The following is a 17,845-nucleotide window of genomic DNA, read 5'->3' as shown; positions in this document are numbered from 1 at the left end:
AGAGCGATGCACGCCGAAGAGTCAGTCGGCTTCTTGGTGATCGAAGTCTTTCGCACTGGTGATCTGCGGCGGTGTCTCGTCGAACAGGAAAGAGGAATCGCATGCCATCTCCCAACAGTCATCCCACCGCACGCCCGAGCACGTTCGCACGATATGGCCGGCGCACGGTCGCGAGCGCAGCCGTCACGGCCGCAATCATCGTGGGAAGTCTGCTGGCGGGGCCTTCCGCTAACGCCGACGAGTCCAGCGACGGAGTTACGGAGCAGGAAGTCACCGCAGAGGGCGTCGCAGACCTGATCAATGCGGTCGCGCCGACGACTGTGCTCGCCGCTCCCGGTGACGTCGCAAACGGCTCGCTGAACACCGTGGCCGGCGACACCGAGTCTCAGATTCCTCTCGACGCCACCGAGCCCATCCTCGTCGAGTCGACGCCGAACAACGAGACGCTGTCCGCATCCATCCGGTTGCCTGATGAGATGCCGATCGGCGCCGGTACCGTCACCAGCGACGGTACCGTCGTCTACCCGGCCACCGATGGCTCCGGTGACGCGGTTGCCGTCCAGAACCTCGAGGACGGATCCACCCGGATCCAGACCGTGATCGCTGACAGCTCGAGCCCACACGAGTTCGGCTACCGAATGGACGGCTATCAGCCCTTCATGAGCGACACCGGTGAAGTCATCTTCCTCGACAGCAGTGACAACTACGTCCCGATCGCGGCGCCCTGGGCCGTCGATGCCACGGGCGCGCCTGTGCAGACCACTTACACGATCCGGGGTGATGAGCTTGTCCAGGTCGTGACGCCGGATGCGTCCACCGTCTACCCCGTCGTCGCCGACCCGAGCTGGATGTGGCAAGGACCCGCGTGGGGTATGAAACTCAACCGGTCTGAGACATCCCGCGTGCGTGACTACGCCGCAGCCGTCGGCATGTGCGTCATCTTTTCGAAGAGCGTCTCTATCGGCTGCGCGGCGTTCGGATCCTACATTCAAGTGCAGGCCAACATCGCAGAGGGCGACAAGCCGAAGACTTGCCTGTTCTTCACGGCACTCCCCGTGCCCGGTGTGATTTGGCGCGTGCCCTGCTGAGCCCCGCAGTCACAGGAAGGTGACGAGCATGCCAGACCTCAACGAGACTCTCGTCTACGTCTTGACCGGCGCCCTGGCGGTGAGCGCCGGGATCGCCATGGGAGTCCAAACAAAAGCTCTCCGGTGGGCGGGCTTCTCGGCCGCGATTCTGATCACCGGCGTCGTCGTCATAACGGGATTCACGATCGGCGCAGCGGCCCCCTGGATGGGGCCCATATTCGCCGTGATCGCAGCATTGACGTCTGTGCTCATCGCTGCGGCCTCACGCCGTGATGAACCAGGCTTCCAGGGCGAGTCGTATTGGCGCCGAGTTGTCTTGGTGCTCTCGCCCCGGTACACGAAGAGCGCTACCTAGCAGTTCTTCCCAGTGAGGTTGTGAATGCGGCCAGCGGAGACTATTCCCCACCGACCTCATCCACAAGCTCCACCGCATTCCCCCACACCCAGCAGCGGAACCGCTGATCGCCGGCGCGGAACTCGATGCCCGCCGCCTTGGGTGTGGACCGCACGAGGACAGCATCCACCCGGATCGATTCCGGACCGAACCGCACCCACGCCCGCACGCGACGCTGCAGTCGATACGGATACACGGTGAGGGGTTGGTCGGCGATCGCGAGCTCGCGGTCGGTCAACGACTGCAGCGGTCCGTGCTTCGCTGCGACGACGATCGACTGCGCCTGCGACCGCAGGTCGTAGTGCGCCGCCAGCGACGGACCGGGGTTCCCCATGCCGGCATCCCTTCTCCGGCCGAGGTCGTCAGCCTACGGCCAGGCACCGACGGACCCGGCGGCGGCGATCATCGCCGAGGATCCGACGAACCCCCGTCACCCGAAGCTCCCCCACTCGCTCACGGTCGCCGTCGCCGCGTCCCAGCGGCGCAAGCCCACCGCCCGTCCGTGGATCTCTCCGTCCACGTGTTCGAGCGCTCCGGCGAGATCGACGAGGCGCAGACGGCGGGCGAGGGTCACGTGCGGGGTCCACTCGCCCGGCGTGGTGTGCGGGGCGTCGTCTCCTCGTCCTGCAGCGGCGTGCACGCCCGCGTGGAGGTCGAGCAGTTCGGCGGTCGGAACGACGCTGCGGGCCAGCACGCGGCGCTCGCCCCCACCGAAGAGCAGCGGAGAGCTCAGCGTGACCCTGAACGAAGGACGCTCGAGAAGGGCGCGCGCATCGAAGGCCGGCAGATCGTGCCGCACGAGAAGCGTCACATGGGGGCGGTTGCTCGCCGACACGTGCGAGGCGAGGCTCGACATCCCGTTCGCGGCGAGCGCGTTCCACTCGGCGCGGACGGCCGCCTCGGTCTCCGAATCGAGGAGCAGCTCGATCGACGTGATGGGGCGCTTGAGTTCACGACCTGGCACGCACCGATTATCGCCCGACCCCGCCTGCTCTACCGAACGGGCCTCTGCATTCCGGCATCCGACCCGTATCGTTCGTCGAATGCGCGCGTGTCTCGGCGCACGCGCGCGAACTCGATGGCCGCGAGCAGCACGCCCACGGTGAAGACCACCGCGCCGATCCATCGCCAGACTGCGCTGTCGTCGACGATCAGAGTCAACACCCAGAAGGTACCGATCACGACTGAAGACACGAGCATGTAGATCGCGTAGGAGCGCCGGCGACGCAGCGCCATGCGCTGCTGGATCAGCGACGACGAGGGCGCCTCGGTCGGCTCGGTCATGAGGGCAGTGTAGTCACCGACTCGAGGCACGTCGGCTTCGAGTTCGATCGCTCGCATGCGGCCTCGTGCTGTATGCGGCCTCTTGCTGGAGGCGGCCCCTTGCTGGATCAGAAATGCCGGTGGCAGGGCTCGCGCACAGGCATTTCTGATCCAGCTCGATTCAGAAGAGGCGTACACTGATCCATAACGAGACGCATCGTTGCGAAACGGCGCCGAATCAGACGAGCAAGGAGACCCCCATGGCCCTCACCGCACACTCCACCATCGGCGACTGGATGAACGACCCGACCGGCGGCCCGCTCATCCGCGGCCTCTTCGAGCAGACGGGCGCCGATCCCGCACTCCTCACACCCGTGCTCGGTCTGCCGCTGCAGCAGCTCGTCGCGATGAGTCAGGGCCAGCTGCCGCAGTCGGTCATCGACGATCTGGTACGCGCTGCGAACGACGGTGAGATTCCGGATGCCGCCGACGACGGCTCGTGGACCGAGACCCCCACCACCGGACGCTTCGCCGGCAAGACCGTGATCGTCACGGGCGCAGCATCCGGGATCGGCAAGGCCACGGCATCCCGCATCGCCCGTGAAGGCGGACGCGTCATCGCCGCCGACATCTCCGCCGAGAAGCTCGACGCGCTGAAGTCCGAGCAGCCCCACATCGTCACGGTCGCCGGCGACCTCACCCAGCAGGACGCGATCGACGCCGTCATCGCCGCCGCGGGCGACACCATCGACGGCCTCGCGAACGTCGCCGGCATCAACGACGACTTCTCCCCCGCGGGCGAGACGACGGATGCCGTGTGGGACCGCGTCATCGCCATCAACCTCACCGCCCCGTTCAAGCTCATGCGCGCGGTGCTGCCGATCATGGAGAAGGCCGGACGCGGCGCGATCCTCAACGTCTCCAGCGAGGCCGGCCTGCGCGGCAACGCCTCGGGCAACGCCTACACGGCGAGCAAGCACGGCATCATCGGCGTCACGAAGTCCGCGGCGTTCATGTACGGGCCGAAAGGTATCCGGGTGAACAGCGTCGCTCCCGGCGGGGTGGCCACCGGCATCCCGATGCCGCCGAACATGTCGGAGTACGGTTCGGGTCGCCTCGCCCCGTTCCAGCAGGCCATCCCCACCGTCGCGACGGCCGAGCACCTCGCCGCGTCGATCACGTTCCTGCTGTCGGACGACTCGGTAAACATCAACGGCGCCGTGCTGCCTTCGGATGGGGGATGGTCGGTGCAGTAGGTCCGACGCTCGGTGCGTGATCCGCCGAATCGATCGGCGGATCACGCCCAGCGAGGCAGGTCGCACTTTCAACTTGCGGTAAATTTCCTTCGCGTCACGGTTGCCGCTCTCTGCGCGCAGCGCGCAATTTCGACAATCGAGTCGTGGCCGCTGAGCCGGCCAGGAACGCGAGCAGACCGATCAACAGGTACGCAGGAAGGGCATCGCCAGTTGGGCTGTCCATGTTGCCCAACCAGCCAAACCATGCCAGCACACCGAACCATCCCAAAGCGGGGATCAGAGCCAGGGCTACACCTAGCCTCTGTCCGACACATCCGGCCAGAGCACCCCAAAGGAGAAGCGCGACGACGACGATGATGTAGGCCAACACACTGCCTGCCTAGCAGTCCCTCACCCACGGCCACCACACGCCCGCTGGCCCCCCGACACCTACGACGTAATGCACCGAGATGCACTTGTTGCCCACCAGCTGCGTCGCCCCAATCGCGGCGACTGTGGTGCAAGCCACCTGGAGTAGTTTCGCGAAAGGCACCGGCGACTTGCTCAGGACTCCGGCGCAGGCTGCGTATCCCCCGATCGCGGTGCGACTCTCCGCCTTGTTCAGGTGCACCTGAATGTAGGGGCCGAAGAACTGCACCGTGGGATCGGCGACCACCGGGAATGTCGCGCCCGTCGTGTTCACGACCTGCGTGAGAGTGGAACCAGAGATCTCATAGTGGGTATCGAGGGACCGCCCGGCGGCATCGACGGCCCATGGCGATTCGATGCCAGCGATGAATCCATCAGCATCGGAAACAGAGACCGATCCATCATCGAGGAGCAACAGCTGGGTACCGCTGCCAAACGTCCATTCAGGGCTTCGCGCCGACTGTTCGGCGATCACGGCTGAGAATCGGGTCGCTCCCTCTTCGGGCAAACTCACGGCGTAGGTAACGGACTCCTCTACCGCGACCGCGTATTGGTCGATCGGCGAGGTTTCAGCGTGCGATGAGACGCCCAGGGTCACCTCCAGGTCGACGGCGTCCAGCGACACGAAAGTGCCATCCTCCTCGCTTTCAAGCGTTGGAGGGGCGACGGTGGACGGCGACGGAGCCCCCACGGCGATCACCTCGGCGTCACTGATCACGTCCGCGAGGTCGTCGAGCGGGGACGCCGCGCTGGCATGAGCGACCGCGGGAGCAAGAGCGACAGTCAGGGCGAGCGTCCCCGCTGTGCAAGCGATTCGACTTCTAGCTTGTGTTTTCATGCGGGCTACATTCGCATGCGTTTGACTACTAATGTGATATTTTGCATAAATCGCGCGTAGGGTGAGCGAGGGTGTAAGGCGGCCGGCTCATATGTCTCTGATTACCCTTGACCCATGAAGAAGCTCCCTGCACTCGCGGCGCTGGCCGTCGGCATCCTGCTGCTGTCCGGATGCTCCGAGCAGGTGTCAAAGCTCACGGCGTGCGGCTCGGTCACGTCGCTCGCCGTGCAGGTGAGCGGCGCGATCGGCTCTCTCACCTCCCCGACTCCCGAGGCTGCGCAGGCGGCACTCGACGAGGTCCGCGGAGTGGTCGAAGACATACGTCAGGTCGGGGGTCCGGACGAGTTCGTTACCCTCCGCGACGCATGGACCACCAGCATCGACGGCGTCATCGCCGAGGGCGAGAACACGCTCGCCGGGAACCCCGGGAACATGGATGCCGCGGTGACCGACCTGCGCACCACGACCGAGGCGATCGTCGGCTACTGCACGCCGTAGTCTCGCGACGTCTCATCTCAGGCGACTTCGTCGTCCTCGCTCAGCGACCGGCTACGTCGCAATTCCCCGCAGCAGCCGCGTGACCGTCTCGTCGACGCGACCCTCGCTGAGCGGCTGCCCGATGAGCGCCGCGTACGACGCCATCGCGATGAGCTGATCGGCGATGGCGTCGGCATCCACATCGGTTCGGATCTCTCCCGCCACCTGTCCGCTGTCGATGCGCTCCGTCACCCACGACCGGATCGGAGCCGCCAGCCGTTCGTTGAGCGCGATTCCGAGCTCGTGGTCGGTGGCCGTCACCGCGATGAGCGCCCGGGCGAGGGCGACGCCCTCATCGCTGGCGAGTCCGGCCGACATCGCCGAGAACCATGCGTGAAGGTCGGCCCGGATGTCGTCGGTGATCGGCACCTCGACGTCGGCTCCAGGCAGGTCGCCCTCGAGCAGCGCCTCGCCGAGGATCGCCGCCTTCGACGGCCACCAGCGGTAGATCGTCTGCTTGGCGACGCCCGCCGACTCGGCGAGTCCCTCGATCGTCACAGCCTCATACGCGCCGGCGACGACGGCAGCGCGCATCGCGTCGAGCACGGACCGGCGCGCGGCTTCACTTCGGGGGCGAGGCATAGGACAAGGCTACTGACGGATGCCGTGGCGCTGCGTCTCGCGGGATCGCGGAGGCTCTGGTCCAAGGCCGAAGCGCCTGACATTGCTACTGTCCGTCGCCGCTCCCGCCGGCGCAATCGACGTCGCTCGCGATCGGCACACAGACCTAGCGTGGGCCCGGATCACAGGAGCGGGAGCAGCTCCTCCCGCACCCAGCCGCGCAGGCCGGTCGGTGTCGTCGTGACGACGGTCCGCTCCTGCTCGGGGACGAACCCCACGCGCATGCCGGTCGACATGCCGAGCACGGCATGCGCCATCGCCTCCGGCATCCCGGCGCCTCGCAGCGCACCGAGCATCTCGTCGTCTGTCACCCGAGAGACCTCGACGTCCCGCCCCAACTCCGACGACAGGATCGCGGCGACCTGCGCCCAGCTGAGATCCTCGGGGCCGTGCACGGCCTGCACGCGGCGTCCGCTCCATTCGCGATTCAGCAGAGTGAGCGCTGCGACCTCGGCGATGTCACGCGGAGCGACCCACGCCATCGGCGCGTCCACCGGCAGCACGGTCGTCAGCCGCCCCGCGCGCAGCGAGTCGAGGTCGAGCAGCAGGTTCGCGAAGAAGTACCCGCACCGCAGATGCGTGATGTCGATGTCGAGCGCATCGAGCGCGACCTCGGTCGCGGCGAGTCCGTCGATCTCGCCCACGCCGTGCCGCTTCTCAGCGCCGACGCTGCTCTGGAAGACGACCCGCCCGATGCCGTTCTCCTGCACGGCGCGCACGACGGCATCCGTCGCGCGCGCGTAGTCGCCGAGCGGGTCGGCGGACATCACCGACGGATCCACCCAGTACAGCGCGTCGACGCCCCGCGTCGCAGCGGCGACCTGCGCGGCATCCTGCGAGTCCGCCTGCGCGACGTCAACGAACGGTTCCAGCTCTGCGGGGATGTTCTCGGGGTTCCTCGCCAGCAGCAGGGGTCGGATGCCAGCGCGCGCCAGCGTCCGCGTCAGGTGCCGACCCACGTTGCCGGTGGGGTTGGTGACTGCGATTCGCATAATCGTCCTCTCGTCGTGTTCCGCCACGGTACGACGAGATGCGGCCTGATTTCGGCCGCATCCTCAGCGATCATGGATTCGTGGAATCCCCATCGTCGCGCACCTTGCATCTGCTGTCGCTGCTGCAGACCGGCGGCGAGTGGAGCGTGCCCGACCTCGCCGAGCGCCTCGACGCCAGCGCCCGCACGGTGCGCCGCGATGCGCAGCGGCTGCGCGACCTCGGCTACGACGTGCGATCGCGGCCTGGACCCGGAGCGGCGTATCGACTGCATCCCGGCACGAAGATCCCGCCCCTGCTGCTCGATGCCGACGAGGTCGCCACCATCATCACCGGGTTGCTCGTGCTCGAGACGTGGACGCCCGGCGACCCCGCGGCATCCGTCGCTCGCACCAAGCTCGAGCAAGTCCTGTCTCCGACGTTACGGCGCCGGGCCGCCGCGACGGCGCTGTCGACGCAGATCCTGCAGGGCGATCCGGCGCCGGTCGACTTCGCCCTCGTCGGCACGCTGGCGGATGCCGTCGCCGCCGGCGCCCGCGTCGCCCTCGCCTACACCGACCAGCACGGACGCGAGACGCAGCGCACGGTCGAGCCGTACCGGCACTTCCTGCGCGACGGTCACTGGTATGTCGTCGCCTACGACATCGACCGCGACGACTGGCGGCTCTTCCGGCTCGATCGGATGCGGTCGGCGCGCGCTCTCGCGGGAGTGCACGCCGGCCGCGAGTTCCCGTTCGCGTCGATCGAGAGCTGGTTGACGAGCGACTTCGGACGGAGGGTGTAAGGGCGTCGGGGGTGTTCCGTCACGCTTTGCTCGCTCGACGACCGGGGAAGTTCGCTCGCTCAACGACCGGGCGGAAGGTGCGCAGCAGCCGGTGACTTCTGCTCGCGGCTCAGGCAGCGTGGTGGCATGCGCGCGGAATTCGTCCTGGCGAAGCGCGCATCTCCTTCTGTGGCGCACAGCGTCGGTGCCCGGAAGCATCCTGCCCGGACGCGTGCGCTGACCACGGTCGCCGCACTGCCCCGGGGACACGCGCGAGGACGCGTGCGCTTCGGCAGGACTTGTGCACTTCGACAGGACGGATACGCGGAATTCGTCCTTGCGAAGCGCACATCTCGTGCTGTGGGGCACATCGTCGGTGCCCTGGAAGCACCCGCGAGGACGCGTGCGCTTCGGCAGGACTTGTGCACTTCGACAGGACGGATACGCCGAATTCATCCTTGCGAAGCGCACATCTCCTGCTGTGGCTCAGCACCGCGCTTCCCCTGGGCGCCATGCCGCATCACCGCCATCGGAGACGCGGTGCACGCCATGCCGCCGACCGGTGGCCGCGCCGGGTCGACCGCCATCCGCTCGGCCGGTGCTCTCGCGGACGCCCTGATCGCCGAGGCCGACATCGAGGCCGCCGTCGCGCGGTATCAGTCGCGCGTGGACGAGTGGGCGCGTCCCGCCATCCTCGAGTCGCTCGGGCCGGTGCGCGTGATCACAACCCTGCGGCATCCGCTCCTACAGCTCGTCGCGGGGCCGGCTCTCGGGATCGCCGGCGCGGTCGGGTCGGCGGTGTATCGGCGGCGGATGCATGCGGCTCTGAGGCGATGATCGGTCGAGGCGCAAGGGCCTGTCGCGGCATCCGTCCGGCGCTCTAGCGTCACCCACATGTTGAAGATCGCATCGATCGTCATGCGCGTGAACGACCTGCCGGCGCAGTCGCGCTTCTGGAAGGCGGCCCTCGACTACGTCGAACGCGACCCGGCATCCGACGACTGGGTCGTGCTCAAACCGCGCGACGCGGAGGCACCCTGCATCGCGCTCGACGCCCACCACTCGGAACGGGTGCTGCCGCCGCGCATCCACCTCGACATCTACGCCGACGACCAGGCGGCCGAGGTGCGCCGCCTGGCCAGGCTCGGCGCCCGCGAGGTGCACTGGGACGGCCGTCCGGCCGACGCCGACTACATCATCATGGAAGACCCCGAGGGCAACCGCTTCTGCGTCGTCGATCGGCCCGACTGGTCCGGCTGGCGCGGGGGCGGCCCGGCCACCCCGTGAGCGCTCAGAGCGGGCCGAGCACCCGTGCCGGATCCGCATCCAGCGCGAGAGCGTCGAGCACCGACAGCAGTTGCCGCTCCTCGTAGCGGAAGTGGCTCTCCATGATCGCGGCGATGCCCTCGAGGTGCTCGGCCAGTTCGTCCGCCGTCGCCGCCGACGCGACGGCCTGCTCGAGCCCACCGATCAGGTGACCGATCATCGAGTGGTCCTGCTCGAGCTTCCGCAGCGTCTCGCTCAGCTCGGGATGCGACGCGGCGATCGCCGGGAACAGCTCACGGTCCTCCCCCTCATGGTGTGCGGTCAGCGCGGTGCAGAATCCGTGACAGAACAACAGCAGCTCGCGTCCCGGCCGCTCACCCGCGGCGACCGCCCCTTGCGTGATCGCGAGCGCCTCGCGCAGCCGTCGATGCACGCCCCGCAGTTCGTCACCCCAAGCGACGAGCCGTGCCTTCTCGCCGTCCGTCACGCGACCCCCGCCTCACCCTGCTGCGCAGCCACGTGACCTCGTCCGTCACGGTCGCGCTGCGCCAGCATCCGCACCAGGGTGCCGATCACCGCGATCGCGAGGGCGATGAGCGGCGGCATCCACACTTCGGCGAGCGCCATCGGGAACACCTGCGCCGACACGTTCGCCATCTCGACGACGTCGCCCTGCAGCACCCGCATGCCGAGCCCCGCCTGGATCGCGGTGAACAACGCCGGCATCATCCAGAGGGCGAGCAGCGACACGATCCAGACGATGATCCGTCGAGCCGGACGCACCCCGCACCACACCAGGGCGGCGCCCACGATGAGGGCCGGCAGCACGTTCACCAGCGTCGGGAGGAACGGCGGCGGGAACACCTCGCCCGTGAACGCGATGAACCACCGGGCGACCCAGCTCGCGAACGGCACGGCGGCGAGCGCGACGCCCAGGGCGGCCACGGCGACCGATGGACGCGAGGTCATCCACAGCCCGAGCTGCGCGAGTGCGGCCGCCACGATCGTGCCGCCCAGCATGCCCGCGACGTACAGCACGGCGCGGCTGTCGCCCCCGACCCCGAGTCCGTGACCTATGGCGAGGACCGCGAATCCCTGCACGACCGCGACCAGGTGCACGATCGCGACCCCGAGGGATGTCGGCCGCACCGGCAGTTCCCGCCGCCGCGCGACGACGCGAACGGCGACGCCTGCGAAGACGCCGCCCAGCAGGACGAGGGAGAACAGCAGCGTCGCGGAGTACTGGCTCAGCGGCAGCAGCACGAACGGCATGTCGTCGGGCATCGTCGGCGAGGCCCAGAGGTTCTGGAGGGGGAGGATGCCGCCGCCGACGACCCAGGGCAGGAGTCCCAGGATGCCGCCGCCGACCCCGATCAGCAGAGAGGTGCGGCGGTCGCGGGACGGCGGGGTCGGAACAGCGGAGGCGTCGGTCACACGCGCCACCCTGGCACAGGATGCCGCCGCCGCGCGTGTGACGCCCCGGCGGCGCGCTGAGGAGGGGCGGGGGGCGCGCTGGGGAGGGGGCGGTGCGGGACACGTTGGGTGTGAGGAGTCACGACACGCCGTAAGGGTGGGCGGCATGCGGCGTGTTGTGACTCCCCACGCAAAGCGGTGGACAGCATATCGGTTCGTCCTCGTATGTGTGCTTTGCTGAGTCAAGAAGAGACGAAGTCCGGCCGGTGATGGTCGGGAAAGGAGCATCATGTTCGACATCGCATACGGCGACCTCGATTTCTGGGCGCACCTCGCCGGCTACACCTTCGGCGGAATCGTCGCGGCCGTCGGCATCCTCATCTACGAAGCCCGGAGGGTGCCCAAGCAGCGGCAGAACGAGCATCCCGGCTGAGCGCGAGCCGCCGACCGCACCCGGGTCTCACCGCCAGAAGTTCGAGAGCTCGTCGGCGAGCCGTCGGCCCTGTTCGAACCCGACCTGCGCCGCGCGCGGACGCATCGATCCGTCCATGGCGTTCGCGCCGAACAGATGCGCGGCGTCCGCCTCGGGCCCGACGACCTGCACTCGACTCCCGCCGGCGCGCAGCTCGTCGATCTGAGTCGCGAGGTTCAGGCCCCACCCCTCCGGAGTGAACGACTCCCCGCCGAAAGGAGCCAGCACCAGCACCCGCGCGAAGCCGGATGCGAGGTCGGCGTTCTCGTTGCGCCGATAGCCGCCGTCGATGAAGTCGCGCTCGCCGATGCGGTACGCGAATCCACTCGAGCAGCTCGCGGCGACGGCATCCGCCAGATCGACGCCGCTCTCGCGATCGAACACCACGGGCGTCGCCGTGCGCGCATCGACCGCTGTGAGAAGCACGGCACGGTCCGGCCAGGCCGGCGACGGCAGGCGAGATACCACCGTGGCTCGCCACCGCTGGCCTGTCGACGGGTCCATGCTCGCGCGGCGCTCGAGAGCCGCGTCGGACAAGCGGCGCCGCAGGTCGGCCGCATCCGTCGAGGCCGCGATGAGGCGGTGCATCCGTTCGAGATGATCGATCACCGGTCGGTTCGACGGGTGCCCGTCCGTCGAACCAGAACGAGCGGATGCTGCGCCCGACGAGGAGACCTGCCTCGACCCGCCACCCGGTGCGCCCGCGCGCTCCGGACGGTCGGACGCGCGGGCCGGAATCGGACGACTCGGCGGCGGCACCAGACTCGCGGCGTACAGCTCGCCGATGTCGGCGCCGGTCAACTGAGCCGCCGCGGTCGCACCGGCAGAGGTGCCGACGATCAGGTCGGCATCGGTCACGTCGAGTCCGGCGTCGAGCAGCCCGGCCGCGATGCCGATCAGCCACGCGTTGCCCGTCGAGCCACCTCCACCGAGAACGAGCGCGCGCTCACCGGAAGGCGGGCGCCGGTCGGTCGCGTCGACAGGATCGGTCGCGCCGCGCCGGTCGGTCGCGTCGACGGGATCGGACGCGCCGGATGACGGCGACGGAGCCGCAAATGAAGAACCAGCAGAGAAAGAGGAAGAGTTTACGGGAGTCGCCTTTCGCGAAATGCCTGTTCGGCGCTCCCGGGCGACTACCTCTGTCGCGAGATCGTGGGCTGCAGGGGAGCGCCCGTGACGAATGCTGCGTACATGGGTCTCACCTCCTGCGGTCGGAACACGATCGCGACGACCGTACCACGGGTGCACTCGTCGGGGCAGTGCGCTCCTCACTCGACGAACGAGACGAACGGGCCGGAACAGGGGACTCAGGCGTCGCCGGACTCGGCGTGGCGGCTGCCCGCCTCGAGCACGTCGCCGGCGGGAAGCTCCTGATGCCCGCCGAACTGCAGCCGCATGGCCGAGAGCACCTGGTTGGCGAAGTGGTCCTCACCGCGCGAAGCGAAGCGCTCGAACAGCGACGCCGCCAGCACCGGAACGGGAACGCCGACGTCGACCGCCGCCTTCACCGTCCACCGCCCTTCGCCCGAGTCCGACACGCGTCCCGCGAGGCCGTCGAGCGACGGGTTCTCGGTGAGCGCGGCGGCCGTCAGGTCGAGCAGCCACGACGAGACGACCGACCCGCGGCGCCAGAGCTCCGACACCTTCGCGGTGTCGATCGGGAACTGGTAGAACTGCGGCTCCTCCAACGGCGCGATCTCGGCGGAGTGCTGCGCCTCGCGAATGCCGGCATCCGCGTTGTGCAGCAGGTTGAGCCCCTCGGCGAGCGCCGCCATGATGCCGTACTCGATGCCGTTGTGCACCATCTTCACGAAGTGCCCGGCGCCCGACGGACCGCAGTGCAGGTATCCCTGTTCCTCAGGCGCGAGGTCGCCCTCGCGTCCCGGCGTCCGTCCGATCTCGCCCGCGCCGGGGGCGATGGTGCGGAAGATCGGCTCGAGGCGCTGCACCGCCTCGTCGGGTCCGCCGATCATGAGGCAGTAGCCGCGCTCGAGCCCGAACACGCCGCCGCTCGTGCCGACATCGATGTAGTCGATGCCCGCCTCGCGCAGCGCAGCCGCGCGACGCACGTCGTCGCGGTAGTTCGAGTTGCCGCCGTCGATGAGGGCGTCGCCGGGCTCGAGCACCGCCGCGACCTGCTCGGCCACGGCTCCGGTGAGCGACGCGGGCACCATCATCCAGACCGACCGCGGGGCCTCCAGCTTCGCGGCCAGATCGGCCACGCTGTCGGCCCCGACCGCTCCCTCGGCGACCAGTGCCTGCACGGCATCCGTGTTCACGTCGTAGACGACGCACTCATGCCCATCGCGCATCACGCGGCGAACGATGTTCGCACCCATCCGTCCGAGTCCGATCATCGCCAGTTGCATCGCAGTCCCTCCGGAAGTGTTCGCGGTCGGCCGACGGCCGTCGGCCTCGAACCCGTGCTCGAGCCCGATGTTACGCCCCCGGTCATCACCGACGTCATCGGATCGCCTCCCCCGCGCGCCCCACGGCCGCGCGCACCAGAGCGGCGTTGTTCGGCGCGACCTGCCCGTCGGGCAGCAGGATGCCGTCTTCGAGGCCGACCCGCGCATCGAGCCCCCTCTCGACCGCGAGATCGAAGGCCGGCCACATCGACCGCTCCTCGCCGTGCAGCAGGATGCGCATGCCGGGCTCCTCGCGCTCGACGTGCGCCACGAGACCCTCGGCGTGGGCGCGCACGGTCTCAGCCGCCTCGTCGGGCAGCTCGACCAGCACGCGCAGGCAGTGGCCGCGGTGCGACGAGCGCCGCCACGCCTCGAGGCCCGACGCATCCCAGATGCCGGCCTCGACGCCGATGCCGCGATCGTGCAGCAGAGCCGCCACCGCATCGGCACCGGCCTCATGCCAGTTCACCGAGGCGAAGTCTGGTAGCTCGGTCCAGCCCGCGATCCGGGCGAGCCGTCGCTCGACATCGGGTTCGGTCCAGGCGCCCGTCGTCACGCCCACGGGAACGTCGGGGCACGCGGCGCGCAACGCCCGAAGCCACCGCGACACGTCGTCGGCGTGCACGCTGTCGCGCCCCGCGGCATCCTTCGGGTGCACGTGCACCGCCTGCGCACCCGCAGCGACGGCACCGGCCGCCTCTTCCGCCATCACCGCGGGATCGAGACTCAACCACGGATGCTGCGCCACGTCGCGCGCGCCGTTGACGCACGCCTGCAGCAGCATCCCCTCGCCGGCGCGGGACGCGTGCCCGAGCGCCGACCCGGGCTGGGGCCCGGGCGCGGGCGCGGATGCGGGACCCGGTGCGGATGACGCCTGCATCACCAGATCAGGTCGCGCGGGTGGGCGTCGTGCGGGTTCTCATCGACCGACGGCCCCTCCTCGGTGCGGACCGTGTGCTCGACCTGCCGCGCGACTGCCGCCCCGCGGCCGACCTTCACCGCCTCCTCCCGGGTGAGGAAGCTGGCACCCAGGGTGCGCGACTCCCCCTCGATGCGGTTGAACCAGATCCCGTCGCGCTGAAAAGTCTCGATGTCTCCTGCGGCCATGGCCGTACCCCTTCCGTCCACCCTCATTCCTACGGGAGGCCACCGACGGCGAAGAGGCCCTTGACACGCCGTGCCGCGCAGGCCGGTTCCTCGCGTCGAGGCGGCATCCATGGATTTCGCGCCGCGTCAAGGCCGCTGACGAAGGAATCTCCGCCGAATACGTTCTGACCATGCACCCGAATGCACCGACGAGGAGCCAGCGATGACGATCGAGGTCGTCTCCCCGACTGCGGCCCTGCTCGACGGACGCTATCTGCTTGAAGAGCCCGTGGGCCGCGGCGGCATGGCGACCGTCTACCGCGCCGAAGACACCCACCTCGGCCGCACCGTGGCGATCAAGATGATCCACAACGACGAGGGACCGGTCGATCCGATCGAGCGCGCGCACAACGAGAAGGCGGTGCTCGCGTCGCTCAGCCACCCCTCTCTCGTGGCGCTGTTCGACGCCCAGCTCGAGCCGCGGCGACCGCAGTACCTGGTGATGGAGTTCATCGACGGACCGACCCTCGCCGACCGCATGGCCGACGGCCCCCTGCCCGCGCGGACCGTCGCGCGCATCACCCGCGACCTGGCCGAGGGCCTCGCCGTGGCGCACGCGGCAGGCATCGTGCACCGCGACGTCAAGCCGTCGAACGTGCTGCTCACGAAGCCGCGCGACCGCGTCGCCGACCCGGGTCGCGCCAAGCTCGCCGACTTCGGGATCGCGTGCACGCTCGATCAGTCGCGGCTGACCTCGCCCGGCATCGTGCTCGGCACGCTGACCTACATCGCTCCCGAGCAGCTGCGCGGGCAGGAGCCCGGCACCGCGTGCGACATCTTCTCGCTCGGGCTCGTGGTGCTCGAGGCGCTGACCGGAGAGCGCGGGTACTCGTCGCTCGTGTCGGGCCGTGCGGCCGCCGTGGCCCGGCTGATGGGTCCGCCGATGATCCCCGACGGGGTCGACCCCGCGTGGCGCGATCTGCTCGAGCGGATGACGAGACTGGAACCGGCCCAGCGGCCCACCGCAGCCGAGGTCGCCCGCCTCGCCCGACGCCTCGAACGAGGCGGAGCCGCAGAGCGACGGATGCCGGCGCCCGCGGTCGTGTCGACCGATCCGGTTCCGGCGGCGGCGTCGGTCGCGGTGGTGTCGGGGGGTGAGGCGCTGCCGAGCGACGGCGTGGCTCGCGCGGTCACCGCGGTGACGGCGATCCTGCCGGGGCCGGTCGGCCGAGGCCGAAGGAGAAGGCGCGGCACCGCGGCCGGACACGCATCGACCGACGCCGGACGAGTCCGGCGGTGGATCGTGGCCGGAGGGGCGATGGCCGTCGTCGCAGCCGCGACCCTCTCCGCGGGGGCGATGCTGCTGTCTCCCGCATCGAGCGACTCGGGGCGAACGGCGGCCGTGAGTGCCGTGCGCACGGCACTGGAGCCCGAGGTCGCGCCCGAGGCGACGATGAGCGATGCGCCGGTGAACGAGGTCGAGGCGGTGACCGTCGACGACCCGGCGATCGAGGTCGACGCGGTCGAGCCGGGTGTGGCCGACCCGGGGAACGGTGCGCCACCCGTCGATGAACCGGCTGACGGCGCCGATGATCCCCCCAAGGGCAAGGGGAACGACAACGGCAACGGCAACAACGGGAACGGCAACAACGAGAACGGCAACGGGAACGGCAACAACAACGGGAACGGGAACGGGAACGGCGGCGCGGGCTGACCCCACGAGCGCGTCGAGCCCGTCACACCGCGGCGAATTGCTCGCCGGGTTTCACCTGGTTCCGCGAATGCTCGACCTCTCGGATGAGCTTCTTCTTCACGAACTCGTCCGGAGGAACCCGGTCGCCCAGGCGGCGGCGATCGCGACCACGGCGATCCCCATCCCCGTGAACACCGCGAACGACGGGCCCCGCTGCTCGAGCGCGATGCCGCCCGCGAGCGAGCCGAAGGCGATCCCCGCGTTCACGGCAGACGCGGGCAGTGATGCGGCGAGGGGAGCGCCGCGACCCGCCAGCGTCACCACGCGATGCTGGATCGACGGGGCCGTGCCCATCCCGAGCGCGCCGATGCCGAGCACGGCGAGGCCGACCGCCCACGGGCTTGCGCCGAAGGCGAGCATCACGCCCAGCGCGATCAGCACCCCGATCGCCCCGACGACGAGCATGCGCGACGCGTTCTGATCGGCGAAGCGGCCGCCGAGCGCCGATCCGAGGGTCGTCGAGACGCCGTAGACGAGCAGGTACACCGTCACCAGCGGGCCGGTGACGCCCGTGACCGCGTCGAGGAACGGCACGAGATAGGTGATGGCGGCCAGCATGGCGGCGAAGGTGAGAAAGCTGACGCTCAGCACGGCGAGCACGCGCGGCGCGAACGCGGAGCGCGCCTGGCCGAGGGCGCCGCTGCCGGAACCGGTGGGCACCGACGGCAGCACGACGACGAGCAGGGCCAGCACGGCCGCGGCGACGACGACCACCGTGAGGAACGATCCGCGCCATCCCGCGGCCTGGCCGAGCAGGGTGCCCAGCGGAAGGCCGAGCGCACTCGACGTCGCGAAGCCGGAGATCACGACGGCCATCGCCCGCCCGGAGCGCTCGGGCGCCACGATCGACGTCGCGGTCACCATGGCCGCAGCGATGAAGAGCCCCTGCACGGCGCCGATCACGACCCGCGCGGCGAGGAAGACGGGGTAGTCGGCGACGAGCGCCGGAAGGAGGCTCGCGAGGAGGAAGACGGATGCCGCGGCCAGCAGCACCGACCGCCGGTCGAACCGCGTGGTGAGGAAGGTGAGCAGCGGTCCGCCCAGCGCGAGGCCGAGCGCGTTCGCCGTGACGAGGGCTCCGGCGGCGGCGAGCGAGACCGACAGGTCGTCGGCGATGAGGTCGATCATCCCGACGACGAGCATCTCGGCGCAGCCCATCACGAACGCCCCGGTGAACAGCACGGCGAGCACGACGCCGGGGCGGACGCGGGTCGGGACTGTGGTCGTGGTCGGGGTCGTCATGTTGTCTCCTGCTCGCTATGTGCAATTACAGAGTTGCACATGTGCGG

General features: G+C 69.4%; 23 protein-coding genes. 9 read left to right on the top strand and 14 right to left on the bottom strand.

The features are described from left to right. The first annotated feature begins 101 nt into the window (after window positions 1-101). Window positions 102-1,088: a hypothetical protein gene (locus tag AB3M90_RS12245; protein WP_412952299.1), complete on the top strand. Its 987-nt coding sequence runs from the start codon at window positions 102-104 to the stop codon at window positions 1,086-1,088. A 28-nt stretch (window positions 1,089-1,116) separates the two neighbouring features. Then, a complete protein-coding gene (locus AB3M90_RS12240) occupies window positions 1,117-1,443 on the top strand; it encodes a hypothetical protein (protein ID WP_412952298.1) in 327 nt (108 codons plus the stop codon). Window positions 1,444-1,483: 40 nt separating this feature from the next. Here the strand turns inward: AB3M90_RS12240 and AB3M90_RS12235 are convergent, their stop codons facing one another. From AB3M90_RS12235 to AB3M90_RS12225, 3 genes are all read right to left on the bottom strand, one after another. Beyond that, window positions 1,484-1,816: a hypothetical protein gene (locus AB3M90_RS12235; RefSeq protein WP_412952296.1), complete on the bottom strand. Its 333-nt coding sequence runs from the start codon at window positions 1,814-1,816 to the stop codon at window positions 1,484-1,486. A 96-nt stretch (window positions 1,817-1,912) separates the two neighbouring features. Further along, window positions 1,913-2,446: a 2'-5' RNA ligase family protein gene (locus AB3M90_RS12230; protein WP_412952294.1), complete on the bottom strand. Its 534-nt coding sequence runs from the start codon at window positions 2,444-2,446 to the stop codon at window positions 1,913-1,915. Between the two features lie 29 nt (window positions 2,447-2,475). Next, the gene (locus AB3M90_RS12225) at window positions 2,476-2,766 is read right to left on the bottom strand and encodes a hypothetical protein (protein WP_412952292.1); all 291 of its coding nucleotides are present in this window, start codon (window positions 2,764-2,766) and stop codon (window positions 2,476-2,478) included. Between the two features lie 239 nt (window positions 2,767-3,005). Between AB3M90_RS12225 and AB3M90_RS12220 the strand changes: the two genes are divergently transcribed. Beyond that, window positions 3,006-4,001 (top strand): SDR family NAD(P)-dependent oxidoreductase, encoded by a 996-nt coding sequence (locus AB3M90_RS12220; RefSeq protein WP_412952290.1) that lies wholly within the window; start codon window positions 3,006-3,008, stop codon window positions 3,999-4,001. 94 nt (window positions 4,002-4,095) lie between these two features. On the opposite strand, the gene AB3M90_RS12215 is transcribed toward AB3M90_RS12220, so the two are convergent. Both AB3M90_RS12215 and AB3M90_RS12210 read right to left on the bottom strand, forming a co-directional pair. Beyond that, window positions 4,096-4,371, bottom strand: a complete 276-nt coding sequence (locus tag AB3M90_RS12215) for a hypothetical protein (RefSeq protein ID WP_412952289.1) — start codon at window positions 4,369-4,371, stop codon at window positions 4,096-4,098. 9 nt (window positions 4,372-4,380) lie between these two features. Continuing rightward, window positions 4,381-5,247, bottom strand: coding sequence for a hypothetical protein (locus tag AB3M90_RS12210; RefSeq protein ID WP_412952287.1), 867 nt, complete (start codon window positions 5,245-5,247; stop codon window positions 4,381-4,383). Between the two features lie 114 nt (window positions 5,248-5,361). On the opposite strand from AB3M90_RS12210, the gene AB3M90_RS12205 reads away from it, so the two are divergent. Continuing rightward, entirely contained in the window at window positions 5,362-5,745 is a 384-nt protein-coding gene (locus AB3M90_RS12205) for a hypothetical protein (protein ID WP_412952285.1), read from the top strand. 51 nt (window positions 5,746-5,796) lie between these two features. On the opposite strand, the gene AB3M90_RS12200 is transcribed toward AB3M90_RS12205, so the two are convergent. Together AB3M90_RS12200 and AB3M90_RS12195 are read right to left on the bottom strand one after the other, a co-directional pair. Beyond that, on the bottom strand, window positions 5,797-6,366 hold the full coding sequence (locus tag AB3M90_RS12200; RefSeq protein WP_412952284.1) for a TetR/AcrR family transcriptional regulator: 570 nt from the start codon (window positions 6,364-6,366) through the stop codon (window positions 5,797-5,799). 161 nt (window positions 6,367-6,527) lie between these two features. Next, on the bottom strand, window positions 6,528-7,397 hold the full coding sequence (locus AB3M90_RS12195; RefSeq protein ID WP_412952282.1) for an NmrA family NAD(P)-binding protein: 870 nt from the start codon (window positions 7,395-7,397) through the stop codon (window positions 6,528-6,530). Between the two features lie 80 nt (window positions 7,398-7,477). Between AB3M90_RS12195 and AB3M90_RS12190 the strand changes: the two genes are divergently transcribed. The 3 genes from AB3M90_RS12190 (at window position 7,478) to AB3M90_RS12180 (ending at window position 9,445) form a co-directional block, all read left to right on the top strand. Beyond that, a complete protein-coding gene (locus tag AB3M90_RS12190; RefSeq protein ID WP_412952281.1) occupies window positions 7,478-8,179 on the top strand; it encodes a helix-turn-helix transcriptional regulator in 702 nt (233 codons plus the stop codon). A 519-nt stretch (window positions 8,180-8,698) separates the two neighbouring features. Continuing rightward, a complete protein-coding gene (locus AB3M90_RS12185; protein ID WP_412952280.1) occupies window positions 8,699-8,995 on the top strand; it encodes an FAD-dependent monooxygenase family protein in 297 nt (98 codons plus the stop codon). A 57-nt stretch (window positions 8,996-9,052) separates the two neighbouring features. After that, window positions 9,053-9,445, top strand: a complete 393-nt coding sequence (locus AB3M90_RS12180; protein WP_412952279.1) for a VOC family protein — start codon at window positions 9,053-9,055, stop codon at window positions 9,443-9,445. Window positions 9,446-9,449: 4 nt separating this feature from the next. Here the strand turns inward: AB3M90_RS12180 and AB3M90_RS12175 are convergent, their stop codons facing one another. Further along, complete coding sequence (locus AB3M90_RS12175; protein WP_412952278.1) at window positions 9,450-9,911, bottom strand: hemerythrin domain-containing protein; 462 nt, start codon at window positions 9,909-9,911, stop codon at window positions 9,450-9,452. After that, the gene (locus AB3M90_RS12170; RefSeq protein WP_412952277.1) at window positions 9,908-10,858 is read right to left on the bottom strand and encodes a hypothetical protein; all 951 of its coding nucleotides are present in this window, start codon (window positions 10,856-10,858) and stop codon (window positions 9,908-9,910) included. Before AB3M90_RS12170 ends, AB3M90_RS12175 begins: the two co-directional genes overlap by 4 nt. Before the next feature lie 268 nt (window positions 10,859-11,126). Between AB3M90_RS12170 and AB3M90_RS12165 the strand changes: the two genes are divergently transcribed. Beyond that, window positions 11,127-11,270 carry a hypothetical protein gene (locus AB3M90_RS12165; RefSeq protein WP_412952275.1) on the top strand — a complete coding sequence of 48 codons (144 nt, stop codon included), beginning with the start codon at window positions 11,127-11,129 and terminating at the stop codon, window positions 11,268-11,270. 27 nt (window positions 11,271-11,297) lie between these two features. Here the strand turns inward: AB3M90_RS12165 and AB3M90_RS12160 are convergent, their stop codons facing one another. From AB3M90_RS12160 to AB3M90_RS12145, 4 genes are all read right to left on the bottom strand, one after another. Next, on the bottom strand, window positions 11,298-12,419 hold the full coding sequence (locus tag AB3M90_RS12160) for a patatin-like phospholipase family protein (RefSeq protein ID WP_412952719.1): 1,122 nt from the start codon (window positions 12,417-12,419) through the stop codon (window positions 11,298-11,300). Between the two features lie 197 nt (window positions 12,420-12,616). Next, entirely contained in the window at window positions 12,617-13,678 is a 1,062-nt protein-coding gene (gene gnd / locus AB3M90_RS12155) for a phosphogluconate dehydrogenase (NAD(+)-dependent, decarboxylating) (protein ID WP_412952274.1), read from the bottom strand. 94 nt (window positions 13,679-13,772) lie between these two features. Then, entirely contained in the window at window positions 13,773-14,597 is an 825-nt protein-coding gene (locus AB3M90_RS12150) for a 3-keto-5-aminohexanoate cleavage protein (RefSeq protein ID WP_412952273.1), read from the bottom strand. Beyond that, window positions 14,597-14,824, bottom strand: coding sequence for a DUF2188 domain-containing protein (locus AB3M90_RS12145; protein ID WP_412952271.1), 228 nt, complete (start codon window positions 14,822-14,824; stop codon window positions 14,597-14,599). The genes AB3M90_RS12150 and AB3M90_RS12145 overlap by 1 nt, the downstream gene beginning before the upstream one ends. Window positions 14,825-15,026: 202 nt before the next feature. Here AB3M90_RS12145 and AB3M90_RS12140 point away from each other — a divergent pair, with 202 nt between their 5' ends. Next, window positions 15,027-16,517, top strand: coding sequence for a serine/threonine-protein kinase (locus AB3M90_RS12140; protein WP_412952269.1), 1,491 nt, complete (start codon window positions 15,027-15,029; stop codon window positions 16,515-16,517). 96 nt (window positions 16,518-16,613) lie between these two features. Here AB3M90_RS12140 and AB3M90_RS12135 read toward each other — a convergent pair whose 3' ends face one another. Further along, on the bottom strand, window positions 16,614-17,798 hold the full coding sequence (locus tag AB3M90_RS12135; RefSeq protein ID WP_412952268.1) for an MFS transporter: 1,185 nt from the start codon (window positions 17,796-17,798) through the stop codon (window positions 16,614-16,616). Between the last annotated feature and the right edge of the window lie 47 nt (window positions 17,799-17,845).

Origin of the sequence: Microbacterium martis (assembly GCF_047246685.1) — a bacterium.
Taxonomy (GTDB): domain Bacteria; phylum Actinomycetota; class Actinomycetes; order Actinomycetales; family Microbacteriaceae; genus Microbacterium.
Note: the sequence above shows the minus strand (reverse complement) of the source record. Positions and strands in the feature narration are given on the sequence as shown.